Below are 16,617 nucleotides of genomic sequence, written 5' to 3'. Positions count from 1 at the left end.
TGAGCACGACCGATCAAAAGGCGAGAAGCGACGATTTGCCTCTTGAAGCGCGGACCGGCCTCCCCTCACACTGCGGGCTTCCGATACAGGTGTCCCGCACGCCGGTATACCATTCCGGCAAAACAAGCTCCAGACGTCGCCGAAAGGGGTCATCCCCCTGAAAAAAGGACCTTCAAATGCCCGTTGAGAAAATAGACACGCTGGTCGTCGGCGCCGGTCAGGCCGGGATCGCGATGAGCGAGCATCTCGGCAAGGCTGGCGTGCCTCATCTGGTTCTGGAGCGGTCCCGGATCGCCGAGCGCTGGCGGTCCTGCCGCTGGGATTCTCTGGTCGCCAACGGGCCTGCCTGGCACGACCGGTTCCCCGGTATGGAGTTCAGGGGCGAGAGCCCCGACGCCTTCGTCGAGAAAGAAAAGGTCGCCGACTATTTCGTCGACTACGCGAAGATGATCGAGGCGCCGGTCCGCTGCGGTGTCGATGTAACGTCCGTGACACGCAACGAGGGCCATCCGGGCTTTCGTGTCGAGACATCGGAAGGCGTCATCGACGCCAACAGTGTGGTTGCCGCCACCGGCCCGTTCCAGACCGCGACGATCCCGCCGATGGTCCCGGATAGCCTCGGGATCACCCAGCTTCATTCCAGCGCCTATCGTAATCCGGCACAGCTCCCGGACGGGGGCGTTCTGGTGATCGGCGCGGGCTCGTCCGGCGTGCAGATCGCGGACGAGCTGAATCGGGCGGGAAGAAAGGTCACGCTCGCGGTCGGCCCGCACGACCGGCCGCCACGCGCCTATCGCGGACGGGACAATTGCTGGTGGCTCGGCGTTCTCGGCAAATGGGAGGCCGCGACTCCGCCCGCCGGGGCCGAGCATGTGACGATTGCAGTGAGCGGGGCGCGGGGCGGAGAGACCATCGATTTTCGCAAGCTCGCGGAACAGGGCCTCACCCTCGTGGGTCGCGCGGAAGGCTGCAAAGACGGCGTCATGAGTTTCGCCGATGACCTCCGCCGCAACATCGAGAATGGTGACAGGAATTATCTCTCCGTCCTGCGGGAAGCGGACGCCTATCTCGCCCGGACCGGGCTTGAACTGCCGGAGGAGCCCGAGGCGCACATCATCGGGCCCGATCCGGATTGCGTAACCGACCCGATCCGTGAGCTCGATTTGAAAGCAGCCGGGATCTCTACGATCATTTGGGCAATCGGCTTCGGACATGACTATAGCTGGCTGAAGGTCGATACCTTCGACGAGACCGGCAAGCCCTTGCACCAGCGCGGCGTCTCGCGCGAGCCGGGGATCTATTTCCTCGGCCTGCCCTGGCAGTCGCGGCGCGGATCGAGCTTCATCTGGGGCGTCTGGCACGATGCCCGATATGTCGCGGACCAGATTGCCATCCAGCGATCCTATCTCGACGTCGATGCCGCCGCCCGTGCGCGTGGCGCGGCAAAACTCTAAATCGACAACGCTTGGCGGTCCAATGGTCCGCCTTACTTTTCTTCAAGGAGGCCAGCATGGCGCATGAGCGGCTGCGAAAGTTCAACACCAAGGACACCTACCCGGAGCAGAAGCTGGACAACGACCTGGCCCAGGCGGTGATCACGCGCGGCGGCCGGACGGTCTGGCTGCGCGGCCAGTGCCCGCAGGATCTGGACACGGCGAAGAACATCGAGAGTCACGATCCCGTCGAGCAGACTCACAAGGTGATGCAGAACATCCGCCAGCTTCTCGAAGAGGCCGGGGGCGACATCCATCATTTGGTAAAACTTGTCGTCTATATAACGGACGTCCGGTACCGGGAGGCCGTCTACCGGACCATGGGCGAGTACATCAAAGGCGTCCATCCGGTCTGTACCGGCCTTGTTGTCCAGGCGCTGGCCCGGCCGGATTGGCTGGTCGAAATCGATGGCACCGCCGTTATCCCGGATGAATAATCCGGACGCGTAATCAGGAGCTCCGCATGACTTTCTCCCTTGTTGCCCGCTGCGCCGAGACCGGCATGGTCGGCATCGCAATCTCCTCCTCCTCGCCCGCCGTCGCGGCGCGCTGCGCCTATACCCGCGCCGGCGTCGGCGCCGTCGCCAGCCAGAACATCACCGACCCGCGCCTCGGCCCGCTGGTGCTGGACCGGATGGAGATCGGCCTGTCCGCCGGGGACGCCATCGAGGCAATGCGCAAGGAGTGCGAGTTCCTTGACTACCGCCAGGTTCTCGCCGTCGACAAACACGGCGGCAGCGCCATTCATTCCGGCGGCAACGCGCTGGGTATCTGGTCCGAAGCAAAGGCTGAAAACGTCGCGTCAGGCGGCAACCTGCTCGCCAACGCAGAGGTGCCGGCTGCCATCGTCGCTGCCTTCACGGCATCCGCCGGCCATCTTGGCGACCGGCTGATCGCCGCCATGAAAGCCGGCCTTGCGGCAGGCGGCGAAGCGGGTCCCATCCATTCCGCCGGCATGCAGATCGCCGACAAACTCGGCTGGCCCGTCGCGGACCTGCGCTGCGACTGGACCGAGGAGTGCCCGATCGAAGCGATTGCGACGGCATGGGAGGTCTACAAACCCCAGCTCGACGCCTATGTCACCCGCGCGCTCGACCCGCGCGAGGCACCGTCCTATGGCGTTCCGGGGGACGAGTAACCTAATACCGGGTTGTGTCAGCCCAGTCTTAAACGCTACAGGTTGTGCCGACACGGGATCAATGATTTGGGGATTCGAATGCGCGCCTTCTCGATGGCTCTCGCCTTTGCGGTTTTCTTGACCGGCTGCCAGACGACTAAACCGCTTGGGCCGCAGGCATTACAGAACGGCTATGGCGGAGGGCTGCTTCAGCTTTGTTTCAGCCATTTTTCCGTCAACCGGTACATTACCATTACCCTGCAAAAGATCGCAGCCAACGCCCGCATGCTTGATTACGGACCCGCTGCTTTCAGACTGGAAAAAACACTGCGCCTCCATGAAACACGGGACGTCAGTGGTGGCGCATTCTTCCCCAAAGACAGGCGCCATTGCGCATTCTGGCAATTCGAAGCGCCCGCGGGTGAGTATGCCATCGTCAAAGTGGGCGAAAGGCTTTCGACTGCCGGCAGTTCCGGAGGTTCCTTGTTAGGGGCGGTGTTAGGTGCAGCAATCGCCGCTGCGATTATCGCCAGCGCGAAGAATGATGAAGTTGTCTTTGTCAGGGCTGACGGCAGCCTGAAGAACGACACACCAACATTTGCAATTCGACCGGGTGAGACAACGCATCTTGGCACAATCATGTATGATGGCGAGCAGGAGCCGCGCGAACAACCCAGGCTCGACAATCACGGATATTGGGACGGCTTGAACACCGACACCGTCAAAGTAACGAGACTTATTCTTGCCTATTTCCCAGCCGGGTCCGTGCCGGACACAACCAAGGCCATCGCGGGGAAATATGAAGCCAATCTTCCTCGGCAGACGATTTCCCATCTGACAGGCCGCACGGTCATTATCGAGGATTTTCCCGAAGCGGCTCCTCTGTAGCAATGAAGATCCGAGTAGGCCGACCTATTAGCATCCCGATATCGAGGAATAGAATGCGCACGACACTTCTGGCCATCTCCGCCATGTTTCTGCTGACCGCCTGCCAGACGACCGGGGAGCCCGTGCTGCCTCTGGATGTCACCAACGGGCAGGGTGCGGCGTCAGTCAAGCTTTGTGTCACCGGCGATGTGCCCGACCGGTTCTACAGCGCCACGATCAGAAGCGTTGAAACCGTCGCCTCCGCGCCTGCAGCAAGTCAATCAAACGCCCGCACTGAGACGATTTCCTACCGCAAATATAACTTCCTTGAGGACGGCCGCGCGTGCCGGATGTGGCAGTTCGCGGCCCAGCCAGGAACCTTCGCTGTCACAGAACTCAGGGAATCCTATACCAGCCCATATCCTGTAATCGGAACGCCGACCATGATGCTGACCGCAGCCATCGTCGCCGCCGACAAGAAAGACGATTTCGCGTCATTCACGAATGCCTCCGGGCACCTCACCAAAGACGCGCCAACATTCGAGATCCGCGAAGGGCAGGTCAGCCGGCTCGGAACAATCATTTTCAATGGCCGTTTCGTTTTCCGGCAGGTCCCCGTTATTGATAGCTCAGGATACTGGGACGGTCAGACGACTGAGGCCCACCAAGAACCTAAACTCTCCGTCGAATATCAGGCTCCAGCCGAGAACGAGCCTGACAATGGTGCACCGATCGTCGGTAATATTACCGGGATGAGCATCCAGACTTTGGTCCCTCTTCTTGGGAAGGAGATCATTCTGGAAGAACCGCCGAAGACAGTTCTGCCTCAATAACTCATCCCTCAGCCGCGACAAACGCGACCGACTGCATCGCCGTTCGCATGACGTGCTTGCGCTTGATCTTCGACTGGAAGAACCGGTTCACCGCCGCCGCCAGAACCGGGACCCAAGGGGCATCCGGACGGACACGGATTTCCTCGCGGGTGGCGACCGGCAGCTTCACCATGTGGGCGGAGACGATATATTCCGGCTCCGCATGATCGAAGAGACCGGGCAGCAAGTCGTCAAGGAACGCCTCCGGGTCATCCACCGCATAGGGCGCCGTGTCCTGCTGCGCCTCGACATAAGCCGCGTTGCGGCCGGTAAAGCAGGCCATCTGCAACAGGGCGTCCGGCCACAGGTCTTCTTGGCGTCCGCACTGCGCCCGCACCGCGTTGGCGAAGGTGATGCCGTGGGTGAAGTCGAGCCAGTTCACATTGTCCGGCACCGGCCGGTCGTGCCGGGAGCCCCAACGCGCGTCGAAATGCAGCATCTGCCAGGCTGCCGCCCCCATCAGGGCATCGAACAGGGCGGTGCGGTCGCCGCTTGAGCGGTTCGCACGGTCCAGCGCGCGCGGCACGTTGAGACTGTAGAACTCCTCCGGCGCGACCGGCGTATCGCCTGCCCCGTCCCATGCCTCGCGGGCCGGACGATATGCTTTGAATTCCGGAATCAGATCCTCCCGGCTGGCATTCACCAGCGCCCGGACCAGCGTCAGGTAAAGCGGCTCGGCCAGATCCTCGCCAAGCCGTTCAACGAGCTGCCGCGTCTTGTAACAATAGATCAGCGCGTGGCCGAAATCCTGGTAATGGGCGAGCGCCGCCCGCGTTACCGGCGCATCCAGCACTTGCCAGCCGGGACCACGACAGGCGCCACGCACCAGCGCGGCCGCTTCCGCCTCGTCCTCCGCCTCAATGGCTTCGACCAGCCGGTCCGCATCGAACGCGGTCTCTCCATCCGGGAACGGAAACCGCTCCCAGCGCAAACTGTCCCATGCCAGATGGGCGACGATTTCGACATGCGGGATGATCGCCGAGGCGTCGTCCTGTCCGCCATAATCTTCAGCAAGCTCCAGCCAGTCGGGCGCCGCGGCGATGGCGTGGGTGGTGCCCCATTCGAACCGTTCATGCGTCCAGAGCACCGCCTGCCGCACGGCCTCCAGCGGATCGCCCCCGGCCGCTTTCAGCCGAGCGATTTCCCGGGCCATGCGGGTGTAATTATGGTCGCGGAAGCTCTCTTTCAGATTACCGAGCGCGGTCTCGATCCGCTCCGCTGCCGGGGCATCCGCAATGTCGACAAAGATGGCGCCGTCCCGGACTTGCGTGGGGTAGATCCGCAGACGATCACCACCGACCTGATTGGCCCCGCTGACCAGATCGAATTTCCAGTTATGCCAGTTGCAGGTCAGCCGGCAGGCGCCCGCCGCCTGATCAACTGTGCCCTCGATCAGGGGATAACCCTCATGCGGGCAACGGTTGTTGCAGGCATGCACGCGCCCATCCGCGTGAAACAGCACGATCTGCTTGCCTCCTGCCTTGAAGACCTTCCGGCCAACCTGCTCCAGCACAGTGAGCGGCATTGCCTCGACCCATTCGGGTTCCCGTCTTTTGTCCATGGCACATCTCCCACTTTTTTATCCGGTCAGCCCGGCCGCATACCCTTTTCGGTCAGCTCATCGATGGCCGCGTCCGTCTTCCGCAGATAATCGAGCCCCATGCCGCGCAGCACATGGTCCGCCTTGGTGAACTGGATATTCTCGTAGCCGATGATTTCGATCCGGTTGCCCCAGGGGTCGAGAAAGTCGAGGAAACGATCCGGCAAGGGCAGGATCTCCACCCCGTTCGCCAACAGCGCTGCCCGCACGGCTTCCTTGTCCGCAACCACAAAGCCAACATGCCGCTTCACATCAGCAGGCTGCATCCGGCCCAGGACCAACGCGATGAACTGGTCGCCAAGATCGATCTCGGCCTGGGTCTCGCTTCGGCTACGCTGCTCGAACTTGAAAAGCTTGCCGTAAAAGGCCAGCGCCTCATCAAGATCTCCAACCTCAAGTGCAATGTGATTGATCCCAACCACGGGAACCGGGGCGGGAGTTAAAGTCGGGGTTGGGTTCTCAGCGGGTTCTTCCGGCACGGCAGATCTCCTCGCAACGACGGGTGCGTTACGGAGCATTCTGCGCCGACAATTTATTATATCAAGATTTTTCTTTTTTAATCAAAACACGGGCTCAATCCCGCATGAACAGATCCCGGGAGGCGGGCCGGCCACGCAGCCGGGTCAACAGCCAGAGGATGATTCCGAGTCCGCCGAAGACCAGCCAGGCCGGGAACAGCAGGACTGTCACCATCACCGGGTGCCAGAGAAAGGGATGCAGATAACGGGCGATGGCCGGCTCGGCGAGTTGCAGGCTATCCCGGTGCAATCCGGCCCAGAGCGTGCCTGCATCCATGATGCGCAGCGCCTCCGCCTGGTAGCTCGCATATCCGTCCCGCGCGGCGAGTGCCAGCGCAATCAGGATCAACAGCAGCGCAATAAACCGGATCAAACGCCTCATACATCCCCCGGCGCGCCCTCACCGGTTCTCCGGCGGACCTGCGCGCAACCAACTGACGAGCCCCCTAACAGACTGGAAAGCCTACACCAATCGAGTGCCACAACCAATCGTACTGAGCATATCCGGGGGTCAGCACCGCAACTGTCTTTTTTTCTTCAATTTCAAGCTTCAAATCGTTGCAAAGCCCGGTCGGCTTTTGTATGGTCCGCGCCTCTTCAGGAGGGATGGCCGAGTGGTTTAAGGCGCACGCCTGGAAAGCGTGTTGGGGTGTAAGCCCCTCCGGGGTTCGAATCCCCGTCCCTCCGCCACCGCTTTCCGACGCACATCCGATGTGCGAAAACCCGGATGATGCGTATTGAAGCTGACCTGCGGGGCACCCGGCGAGGAAGCTTTTTTCCGGTCACGGAGCGTCACCAGAAATCTATGCCCTGAGATCAAGCGGACAATTGCTCCCATTATCGCGTCGGCATGTGTGGATTGCGTCTGGCGGCAGCGGGCTGGAATTGCGTATCCTAGAAAACACGTCTCATGACAACGCCATCTGTCGACGCTATTCTTACACGCTCCATTATTGAATATGCCGCGACCCAAGAAGCTCGGGATCGGCTCCACCGAATTTGTGCCGCCTATTAACCATGGTTGGAAACGCCTTGCAGTCGTACTTAGCCAAACTTGATCACTGCCTCAATCTTGTAGGAAAAAACAAAATCGAGGAATTAGAGCCACTGATCAACGATCTCTTGAGGACTATAAAAGACTGGGGCGGAGACGGAGGGCGGGACGATCGAATCAGCGCATTCGGTCAAATTCTCGTCAATGCAGGGAAAGCCGAAACCGCAGTATCCCTCCACAGGCAGTATGTGGACATTGCGCACTCGATGCGCTGGGATGGGCTTCAACGTGCCGGTGACGCGCTGCTTGCCCAAACGAATATAAATGATGCTGTGAACTACTACCGTATGGCGCTGGATATGCCGCTGGCTGCGCCGGGTGGGTCTGAGCGGATCGCCCTCAAGATTTCGCGGGGAAGAATCAAATTTCTCGTAGACCGCTTCTCTGGTGAAAGAGACGAGACAGAAGACGCCGTAACGCGGGAAACCATCGCCGGTATGAATGCCTACATCCTGGCGCAGGGTGTATATGCTCCTTCCGGTTTCTGGACGCATTACGCCGGATATTCCGAATGGCTTCTGGATATATACGGAATCGAGAACTTCAAGAGAACCGTCGACCACCTGTTCCATAATTTCCTGATGTCGACGGAGACTCAGCCACAAGTCATACGCCTCAGGGAGCTGGTGCCGGATGAGCCCACGGGTGCCGATGAGCTGCCAGAACCGCCTTCTTTCGGCGTTACGCAGAGCTTCCGGAGAGGAACAATCGACTATCCTCTGGCCTATCCGGTGGACTGGAAAATCTATCACTCGTCCGTCTGTAGACTTTGGAAATACACCCTCGACCATGACACTTACGGGCTCCTCGGTCAGCTTGAAGAATCGCCGATCGGTGCCCCCCTGCCGGTGAGCTATGACGGCAAGCTGATCTCTTCAAATCTGGCACATTCCGTGCGGGAGCTGACGACTATTTTCCGCGAATGCGGGCTGACCGGAGACGAGGGTTTGACCGTCTGCGAGCTCGGTGCTGGATCGGGCCGACTGGCCGAGGTGATCGGTAGAACCACCAATTACAGATATATCATCGTCGACATCCCGCCGACGCTGTTTATCTCCCAGTGGTATATTACCGAGCTGTTCGGAGAAGATCAGGTCTTTGCCTTCCATCCCGAAGATGACCTCACGCCCTACCGGGAAGAAATAAAGTCAAAGCGGTTTGTGTTTCTGACCGGGAATCAGATGGACGTCCTGAAAGACAAGGAAATAGATCTCTTCGTCAACATCAATTCAATGACGGAAATGAATCCGGTCCAGATCAGGAAATTTCTGGAAAACATCGATAGAGTGACTCGGTCCTTCATTTTCACGAAGAATGTACTCTCTCAGCATAACAAATTCGAGGATCTGACAGTTCTCGAGTCAGACATTACGTTCCCGGACCGCTGGAACATCATCTACGAAGCAATGGATGACGTTCATCCGAAATATTCGGTAAAAGTGCGCCGGTCGAACGATCCCAGTCACTGAGGGCTTCCTGTTACGCATGCAACCCGGCGACGGGCCTTCCAGGCCCCATCCCGGGCGGACGAAAGTCCGCGAATGGCACCCCCGGTCATTCGTGCCCCTACCTTTGCCCGCGCACCACGGTCCCCGGCAATTCCCCCGTCGCCTCGCCGCCCCGGTAGGTCACCTTGCCGGAGACGATGGTCGCGTCATAGCCGGTCGATTTCTGCATCAGGCGCTTGCCGTTCGCCGGCAGGTCGTAGGTGACGTAGGGGTCGGAGAAACCGACCTTGTCCCAGTCGATGATATTGACGTCGGCCTTCTTGCCAGGCGCCAGCACGCCGCGGTCGGACAGGCCGGCGGCGCTGGCCGTGTCGGAGGTCAGGCGCCGGATCACGTCCGTCATCGGGAAGCGGGCCCGGTCGCGGCCCCAGTAGCTCATCAGCCAGGTCGGGTAGCCGGCATCGAGGATGAAGCCGACATGGGCGCCGCCGTCGCCCAGCCCCATGATCGCGTTCCTGTCCGCCAGCATCTCTTCCGGCGCGCTCATGTCGTAGTTCGCGTAATTCACCAGCGGCGTGTAGATGAAGCCGCGCCCCTCCCGCTCCAGCAGGATGTCGTAGGCGACCTCGGGCGCCGTCCGGCCTTCCCGCTCGGCCATTGCCGCGATGGACTCGCTCTTCGCCGGCTCGTAATTCGCGGGCGAGCCGAGGCGGAACATCTTGGAGAAGGAAATCCGGTGGATCAGCGGGAAGGTGCTGTTCTTCACCGGATCCTCCGAAAGGATCTTCCGCCGCACCTCCGGATCGCGCAAAGCCGTGACACGCTCCGCCAGCGGCAGATCCGCGATGGAGCGATAGGTCTCGGTGCCGGAGAACGGGTTCTGGCTGCCTTCGAGGCCGAGCAGGATACCGATCGGGCGCGGTGCCACCACTGGCCGGATCGACAGCCCGTCATTTGCCGCCTCCCCCGCCATCCGCAAGAGGTCACGCCAGAAGTCGGGCCTGTCATGCCGCTGGTTCAGAGTGAATACCGCCGTCCGGCCGCTGTTCTCGACCACCCGGCGGAGCATGGCGAACTCGGTTTCCGGGTCCGGCTCGTCCCAGTCAGAGACGATCTCCAGGAAGCCCGCGCCCGCATCCTGCATGCCGCGCGCGATCCCGGTCAGCTCCTCCTCCTGGGCGCGCAAGGTCGGCGTGTAGTCGCCCGCGAGGCTCTTGTGGCTGATCGTGCGCGAGGTGGAAAACCCGAAGGCGCCGGCCCGCACCGCATCCGCTGAAATCTGCCGCATCCGGGCGATATCTTCCGGCGTTGCATGTTCCAGCTGGATCGCCCGCTCGCCCATGACATAGACCCGGACCGCCGCATGGGGCAGCAGCACGCCGAGATCCATGTCACGCGGCAGTTTCTCCAGCACGTCGAGATATTCCGCGAAACTCTCCCATTGCCAGTTCAGCCCTTCATGCAGGACCGGGCCGGGAATGTCCTCCACCCCCTCCATCAGCTCGACCAGCTTCTCCCGGTCCTCCGGCTTGCAGGGCGCGAAGCCGACACCGCAATTCCCCATGATCGCCGTGGTGACGCCGTGCCAGGCCGAGGGCGCCATGTGCTTGTCCCAAACCGCCTGGCCGTCATAATGGGTGTGAATATCGACGAACCCGGGCGTGACCAGCTTGCCGCGCGCGTCGATTTCCTCGGCGGCGCTCTGCGCTCCGAAATCGCCAATGCCGACGATGCGATCCCCGGCCAGCGCCAGATCCGCCTCGACCGGCTCCGCCCCGGTGCCGTCAACGATGGTTCCGTTCCGGATGATCAGTGTGGGCTCAGCAGACATGGCGCATTCTCCCAGTTCTTATTCTCTTTTTCCGGGAGTGTGAGCCTGCGGGCCGGTCCCGTAAAGCCGCAGGCGGGCACAAGTGTGGTGACGGTTTGCCGGAACACCCGGCACTCTCCGCGCCGCTCGCCAGCCGTGCTGCCAAAATACCATCAATCGGCGCGGCCCGGCTTTGCTAGCCTCCTGGCAAAACACGAAGCACTAATATCGCGAGGGGAAACGCGGCAATGGACAGCTCAAGCAAGGTTGCCCTGATCGGCGCCGGACTGATGGGACACGGGCTTGCCCTGGTGCATGCGATCGCCGGGCATCCGGTGAAGATGACCGATATCAGCGAGAGCCAGCTCAAGATCGGTATGGATCTCGCCGCCAGCGCGCTGGAGACCATGGTGTCGGCCGGTAGCATCGCCCGCGCCGACGTCGCCCCGATCCTGGCCCGGATCACACCGGCGACCACCCTCGCCGACGCGGTTTCGGACGCGGATTTCATTATCGAGGCGGTGGTCGAGAACCGGGATGTGAAGCGCACGGTCTATGCCGAGATCGAAGCGGCGGCCCCGGCGACGGCGCTGATCGCCAGCAACACCTCCTATCTCGATGTCTTCCCGCTGGTCCCTGCCAGCCTGCAGACCCGGTTCATCATCACCCACTGGTACACCCCGCCCTACATCATCGACCTGGTCGATATCGCCGGCGGGCCGGAAACCGATCCGGCGCACCTGACGACCATGCGGGACCATTACCGCGCCATCGGCAAGAAGCCGGTGCTGTTCGACCGCTTCACGCCCGGCTATGTCGCCAACCGGCTGCAGGCGGCGATGACGCTGGAAATCACCCGGATGCTGGACGAGGGCTGGGCGACGCCAGAGGCCATCGACGACAGCATCAAATACGGCCTCGCCCTGCGCATGGCGACCATGGGCGCGCTGATGAAAGCGGACTTCACCGGCCTCGACATGACCCGCCGCTCGCTCTCCAACAAGATGTACACGCCGCCGGAAGTGAAGGGCTACAGCGAGACGCTGGAGGGGCTGATCGCGGACGGCAGGATGGGCGTGATGAGCGGGTCCGGCTATTTCGACTATGGCGACATGAAGCCGGACGAGCTGTTCCGGAACCGGGATATCGGGCTGCTGAAACTGAAGGCGGCTGTGGAGACGGTGGAAAAAGAAACGCCGCTGTCGCCGAAGGGGTGATCAGCATGGATGCGATGGAAACGGACTATGTCGTGGTCGGCGCAGGCTCCGCCGGCTGTGTCGTGGCGAGCCGCCTGAGCGAGACCGGGGCCAAGGTCCTGCTGCTGGAGGCCGGGCCCGCTGACCACAATCCCCTGATCCACATTCCGGCCGGCGTGAAGAGCCTGCTCTATAACGCGAACGTCAACTGGAACTATGCGAGCGAGCCGGAAGAGGGCACGGCGGGACGGGCGATCCACTGGCCGCGCGGACGCGTTCTGGGCGGGTCGCACTCGATCAACGGGATGCTCTATGTGCGCGGCAACCCGGCCGATTATGACGGCTGGGCGCAGCTCGGCTGCCGGGGCTGGAGCTTCGACGAGGTCCTGCCTCTGTTCCGGCGCTCCGAGCGCTACGGCAAGGGCGAGGAGGGTATCCGGGGGCGCAGCGGCCCGATGCCCGTCGAGGATTACCGGACCATTCTGCCCCTGACCCACGCCTTCGTGCGCGCGGCCCAGGAGGCCGGTTTTGCCTTAAACCCCGATTACAACGGCTCGCAGCAGGACGGGGTCGCTTATTCTCAGATGACGCGGCGCGGGCGCTGGCGCGCATCGACCGCACGCACCTTCCTGGCCGAGGCGCGCAAACGCTCCAATCTGCGGATCGAGACGGAGGCCCTCGTGCAAAAGCTGACCTTCGACGGTCGCCGGTGCACCGGGCTGGTGTTTCGCCGCCACGGCGAGGATGTCCGCGTCCGCGCTTCCCGCGAGGTGATCCTGTGCGGCGGCGCCGTCAATTCACCGCAAATCCTGCAGCTCTCGGGGATCGGCCCGGCCGGACATGTCGCGGGACTGGGCCTGCCGGTGGTACAGGACCTGCCCGGCGTGGGCGCCAACCTGTCCGATCACTACGTCACGCGCATCACGCACCGGGTGCGGGACGCGATCTCGCTGAACGAGCTGTCGCGGGGCTGGCGGGTGCTGCGCGAGATCGGCCGCTTTGCGTTTTTCGGCAACGGCGCGCTGACCTTCGGCGTGACGAGCGCGATGGTGTTCTGCCGCAGCCGCGAGGGCCTGGAGAGCCCGGACCTTCAGCTCCTGTTCACGCCGGCCAGCTACGATCCGGACAAGCCGCTGGCGCTTGAGCGCGCGCCCGGAATGGCGACGGTTATCTGTCCGACACGCCCCTCCAGCCGCGGCACGGTGATGGCCGCCAGCCCGGATCCGTCGGAGCCGCCCCGCATCAAGCCGAACTATCTGTCGGATCGCGACGATCTGCGCGTGATGCTGTCCGGCATGGAGCATGTGCGGCGGATCTTCGCGGCGCCGTCGCTGGCGCGCCACAGCGCTGCGGAACTCTGGCCGGGACCGGCTGCAGCGGACGAGGCCGCGCTCGCGCAATTCGCCCGGGAACGCGGCACCACGCTCTATCATCCGGTCGGCACCTGCAAGATGGGGATCGATCCGATGGCGGTCGTCGACCCGGAGCTCAAAGTCCGGGGCGTCGAGGGGTTAAGGGTCGCCGACGCATCGGTGATGCCCTATCTGACAACCGGCAATACGAACGCCCCCACCATCATGATCGCCGAGAAGGCGGCCGACCTGATCCGGGCGGAAAGCGCGTAATCGTCGCGCGCCCGAACCTCACTCTAAGTGCCGTCGATATAGACCCAGTCTGCGCCCTCGCGGCGGAAGCGGCTGGTTTCGCGCACGCGGCCGGTATGGGTGCCGTTCCGCCATGTCGCCGTGAAGCGGACAGTCGCGGTATCGGGCCCGGTCACCTCGTGCCGGTCGATCACGAGCCCGGTCCAGACCTGGGCGGGGTCCAGATCAAGGATCAAGGGCCGCGTCTCCGCTGCCCAGCTCTTCTGCAGATAGGCCGTATTTCCCCGGCTGAACGCGCAATAGCGGGAGCGCATCAGCTCCTCCGCGTCCCGCGTCGGCGCCCCTGAATGCAACCGGGCGCAGCAGCCCAGATAGCTCTTCCCGCTGCCGCACTCACATGGTTCAAACAACACGCTCTCCAATCAGGTCGCGCCCCATCAATTCGCGCCGAGCTCGTCGAGATAGATCCGCACCGCATTCTGAACATGCCGGAAGCGGTCGCCGCCCAAATGCTTGCCGCCGAACCATCGTGTCACCACGATGATATGGTCGTGCAACCCTTCCCGCTCCAGCATCCGCAGGATCACCATGCCCGCTCCCGCCTCGCCATCGTCGTTTTTCGACGCCGTATCGGCGGTCAGCAGAGCCCACGTATTGTGCGTGGCCTTGGCGAATTTCTTCTTGGCGCAAAGCGTCTTGATAAAGGCCTTGGCCTCCTCTTCGGACGCGCACGGACCGCCCGAGACCGCATATTTCGATCCGCGGTCGCTGATGATGTTTTCGAGAACACGCATCGCGCAGGCTTAGAGCGATCCGATACCGGCAGCAAGAGTGTCTGCGGCGCATCGGATGGTATTCTCGTTCGCACTCTCAAAATCGTTTTCCACTGCAGCAGGCAGCCTCCCACCCAACGCATTTTTCGTGGGCGCTGGAGAGGGCGAGGTTGAGATCCTGTTCGAGTCCTTCATCCCCGGCTATGTCGCCAACCGGCTGCAGGCGGCGATGACGCTGGAAATAACAAGAATGCTGGACAAAGGCTGGGCCAGTCCCGAGGCCATCGACGACAGCATCAAATACGGCCTCGCCCTGCGCAGGACGACCATCGGAGCCCTGATGAGCGGATCCGGCTATTTCGACTATGGGAACATGAGCCCGGACGAGTTGTTCCGGAACCGGGATATCGGGCTGCTGAAGCTGAAGGCGGCGGTGGAAACGGCGGAAGAGGCGCCCCCCTCAAGCCGAAGGGGGGAGGGGAGAGAAGAAAGCTCGTTGGGAAGGCAACATTTGGGAGGGCCAGATCGCAACCACTCCCAAATCAGCACATGCACTTCACATCGCTCAACCAATAGCAGAAAGATTTGTTTTTGGGTTAAGTGCGCATCCGCCTTGTTTTCAGGTTACTTTCCGGAGAAAGTTCACGGGGACAAGGCGGCAAAAAACTGGTGCCGCCAAAGAAGGGGTTGGAAGTTGACAAGCGGCTTATTTGGCGAGCAACACCGAGAACTGACAGCGTGGCTAACTGGGCGCTGGCAGCAGGAAGGCCCCCCAATTGCGGCAATTCAAGGTTTTCCAGGACTTGGCAAGACCGCAATCGCAGAGCATGTCCTCGCCGAAATTTCTGGGCATCCTGACGGCATGACGACTGTTCACATCGATTGTCCGGAGGGAACCGCGACGCTCGTAGACGACTTGGTGCTGATCCTTGCTGAAACGCTCAACGCGAAAGGTGACGCTGAGGTGGCAGATGACCTTGGGAAGGGTATGAATGCCGAGGGGGTATTCCGCAAACTCTTGACACGTCCACGGCTTATTATCCTCGACGAAGCCCAGCGGCTCATGAGTGAAATAGAAGGGACACCGAAGAACAAGCAGATCGGCAACATGCTTGAGGGCCTGTCTCGTGCTGCCGGCCATCCGGGCCGGGTGCTACTTCTTTCGAGCAGGGAATTCGGCGCTGCTCGCTGGGAGGAACGCGCCGACACGGCCACGCTGTATTCCTTGAGACCAAAGGATGCTCAAGACTACCTGCAAGCCCTGCTGGAAAGAAACGGGCGAACCGACGCGGTTCCCCTTGATAGAATCGCCGACGTGGCGTTGTGGCTCGGCGGTAACGCTCGCGCAATCAATCTGCTCGTGTCAGCTCTACGGCGCGAAACGCTCGACTATCTGGTTGGTCTGGCTCCCGAGGCCTGGGAAGCCCGCGACCGCGAGGTCTCACCCCGCCTATTGCGCGAGTTCGAAACGAGAGTCCTGACACGGGCGGTAGAGCAACTCGACAAGAGAACCGAAACCTTTCTTCGACGCCTCGCCGTCTTTCGCAATCCGGTTCCTAGAAAAGCGCTCGAAGCCGTTGCGATGACCAACATCGAGATGGAGGCCTCACGTGACGAACTTCTCGCACGATATATAATTGAGTTTCGGACGGGCTTCTACCGCGTCCACCCGATAGTTCGCGACACGATACTGCAGCATTCAGAGCCGGCGCAGAGGCGCAACGCCCACAAGATGGCCGGCGATTATTTTGCGAAAGCATTCCGCTCCAAGCAAATGGTGGGTGAGGCAGAGAAGTTGGGGGCCCGGTTCGTGGAGGCCCGGTATCACTTCACGCTTGCGGAGGCCGAGAAAGACCTGCACGACGTCGCGGGTTGTTTCGAGCAACACCTGCAGGCGCAATTCAACTTTAACAGCCCGACACCTACAGATCCGAAGGAGCTAGATCAGCGGATTGCGCTGCTGTCGGCCTTGTTAAAGGAACGCGGTCCCCACGGAATGGAGTACCATTTAGCCCGCTGCATTCTGGCGCGCGATAGCGCCCAGAGCAATCGCCTCGCACTGCCACATCTCCGTCGGTCAACTGGCCCAAAGTCACCTGCTCCCGCTTGGGTTCTCAGAATCCGAGTGGAAGCTGCAGTTTTTGGATCAGGGGAAGCAGCCAACGTGGCTCGCGAGGGGATCAAGGTGGTTTCGCCAACCCAAAACCTGTTTTCGCTCTACCAGGCGGCGGCTGAGATTCTCGACCGGGACGGCAAGGCGGAAGA

At 61.7% G+C, this 16,617-nt stretch carries 15 protein-coding genes and 1 tRNA gene; 10 read left to right on the top strand and 6 right to left on the bottom strand.

Features of this window, described 5'->3' with window-relative positions:
* The first annotated feature begins 176 nt into the window (after positions 1 to 176).
* The 5 genes from K328_RS0100605 (at position 177) to K328_RS0100585 (ending at position 4,310) form a co-directional block, all read left to right on the top strand.
* On the top strand, positions 177 to 1,454 hold the full coding sequence (locus tag K328_RS0100605; protein ID WP_028464318.1) for a flavin-containing monooxygenase: 1,278 nt from the start codon (positions 177 to 179) through the stop codon (positions 1,452 to 1,454).
* A gap of 56 nt (positions 1,455 to 1,510) precedes the next feature.
* Positions 1,511 to 1,930, top strand: a complete 420-nt coding sequence (locus K328_RS0100600) for a RidA family protein (protein WP_028464317.1) — start codon at positions 1,511 to 1,513, stop codon at positions 1,928 to 1,930.
* Between the two features lie 26 nt (positions 1,931 to 1,956).
* Positions 1,957 to 2,631 (top strand): DUF1028 domain-containing protein, encoded by a 675-nt coding sequence (locus K328_RS0100595; protein WP_028464316.1) that lies wholly within the window; start codon positions 1,957 to 1,959, stop codon positions 2,629 to 2,631.
* 78 nt (positions 2,632 to 2,709) lie between these two features.
* A complete protein-coding gene (locus K328_RS0100590; RefSeq protein WP_028464315.1) occupies positions 2,710 to 3,498 on the top strand; it encodes a hypothetical protein in 789 nt (262 codons plus the stop codon).
* A gap of 53 nt (positions 3,499 to 3,551) precedes the next feature.
* Positions 3,552 to 4,310, top strand: a complete 759-nt coding sequence (locus tag K328_RS0100585) for a hypothetical protein (RefSeq protein WP_028464314.1) — start codon at positions 3,552 to 3,554, stop codon at positions 4,308 to 4,310.
* Between the two features lies 1 nt (position 4,311).
* On the opposite strand, the gene K328_RS0100580 is transcribed toward K328_RS0100585, so the two are convergent.
* The 3 genes from K328_RS0100580 to K328_RS21905 all read right to left on the bottom strand — a co-directional run bounded on the left by K328_RS0100580 (position 4,312) and on the right by K328_RS21905 (position 6,849).
* A complete protein-coding gene (locus K328_RS0100580; protein WP_028464313.1) occupies positions 4,312 to 5,910 on the bottom strand; it encodes a Rieske (2Fe-2S) protein in 1,599 nt (532 codons plus the stop codon).
* Positions 5,911 to 5,936: 26 nt separating this feature from the next.
* Entirely contained in the window at positions 5,937 to 6,428 is a 492-nt protein-coding gene (locus K328_RS0100575; protein WP_036552957.1) for a VOC family protein, read from the bottom strand.
* A gap of 94 nt (positions 6,429 to 6,522) precedes the next feature.
* Complete coding sequence (locus K328_RS21905; RefSeq protein ID WP_036552955.1) at positions 6,523 to 6,849, bottom strand: hypothetical protein; 327 nt, start codon at positions 6,847 to 6,849, stop codon at positions 6,523 to 6,525.
* A 218-nt stretch (positions 6,850 to 7,067) separates the two neighbouring features.
* Here K328_RS21905 and K328_RS0100565 point away from each other — a divergent pair.
* Both K328_RS0100565 and K328_RS0100560 read left to right on the top strand, forming a co-directional pair.
* Positions 7,068 to 7,157: transfer RNA gene (locus K328_RS0100565), tRNA-Ser, on the top strand.
* A gap of 342 nt (positions 7,158 to 7,499) precedes the next feature.
* Positions 7,500 to 8,990 carry a putative sugar O-methyltransferase gene (locus K328_RS0100560; protein WP_169721152.1) on the top strand — a complete coding sequence of 497 codons (1,491 nt, stop codon included), beginning with the start codon at positions 7,500 to 7,502 and terminating at the stop codon, positions 8,988 to 8,990.
* 97 nt (positions 8,991 to 9,087) lie between these two features.
* On the opposite strand, the gene K328_RS0100555 is transcribed toward K328_RS0100560, so the two are convergent.
* Positions 9,088 to 10,800, bottom strand: a complete 1,713-nt coding sequence (locus tag K328_RS0100555; RefSeq protein ID WP_028464310.1) for an N-acyl-D-amino-acid deacylase family protein — start codon at positions 10,798 to 10,800, stop codon at positions 9,088 to 9,090.
* A gap of 227 nt (positions 10,801 to 11,027) precedes the next feature.
* Between K328_RS0100555 and K328_RS0100550 the strand changes: the two genes are divergently transcribed.
* Positions 11,028 to 11,996 carry a 3-hydroxyacyl-CoA dehydrogenase family protein gene (locus K328_RS0100550; protein WP_028464309.1) on the top strand — a complete coding sequence of 323 codons (969 nt, stop codon included), beginning with the start codon at positions 11,028 to 11,030 and terminating at the stop codon, positions 11,994 to 11,996.
* A gap of 5 nt (positions 11,997 to 12,001) precedes the next feature.
* On the top strand, positions 12,002 to 13,600 hold the full coding sequence (locus tag K328_RS0100545; RefSeq protein ID WP_036552960.1) for a GMC family oxidoreductase: 1,599 nt from the start codon (positions 12,002 to 12,004) through the stop codon (positions 13,598 to 13,600).
* Between the two features lie 23 nt (positions 13,601 to 13,623).
* Here the strand turns inward: K328_RS0100545 and K328_RS0100540 are convergent, their stop codons facing one another.
* Entirely contained in the window at positions 13,624 to 13,989 is a 366-nt protein-coding gene (locus K328_RS0100540) for a YchJ family protein (protein ID WP_205620560.1), read from the bottom strand.
* A 27-nt stretch (positions 13,990 to 14,016) separates the two neighbouring features.
* The gene (locus K328_RS0100535) at positions 14,017 to 14,373 is read right to left on the bottom strand and encodes a YigZ family protein (RefSeq protein WP_028464306.1); all 357 of its coding nucleotides are present in this window, start codon (positions 14,371 to 14,373) and stop codon (positions 14,017 to 14,019) included.
* A 55-nt stretch (positions 14,374 to 14,428) separates the two neighbouring features.
* Between K328_RS0100535 and K328_RS0100530 the strand changes: the two genes are divergently transcribed.
* The coding region (locus K328_RS0100530; RefSeq protein ID WP_028464305.1) for an AAA family ATPase at positions 14,429 to 16,617 on the top strand (2,189 nt) is incomplete at its 3' end.

It is taken from the genome of Nisaea denitrificans DSM 18348, assembly GCF_000426505.1.
GTDB classification, from domain to species: domain Bacteria; phylum Pseudomonadota; class Alphaproteobacteria; order Thalassobaculales; family Thalassobaculaceae; genus Nisaea; species Nisaea denitrificans.
The sequence above is the reverse complement of the archived record's forward strand: the minus strand, read 5'-3'. Positions and strand labels throughout refer to the sequence as shown.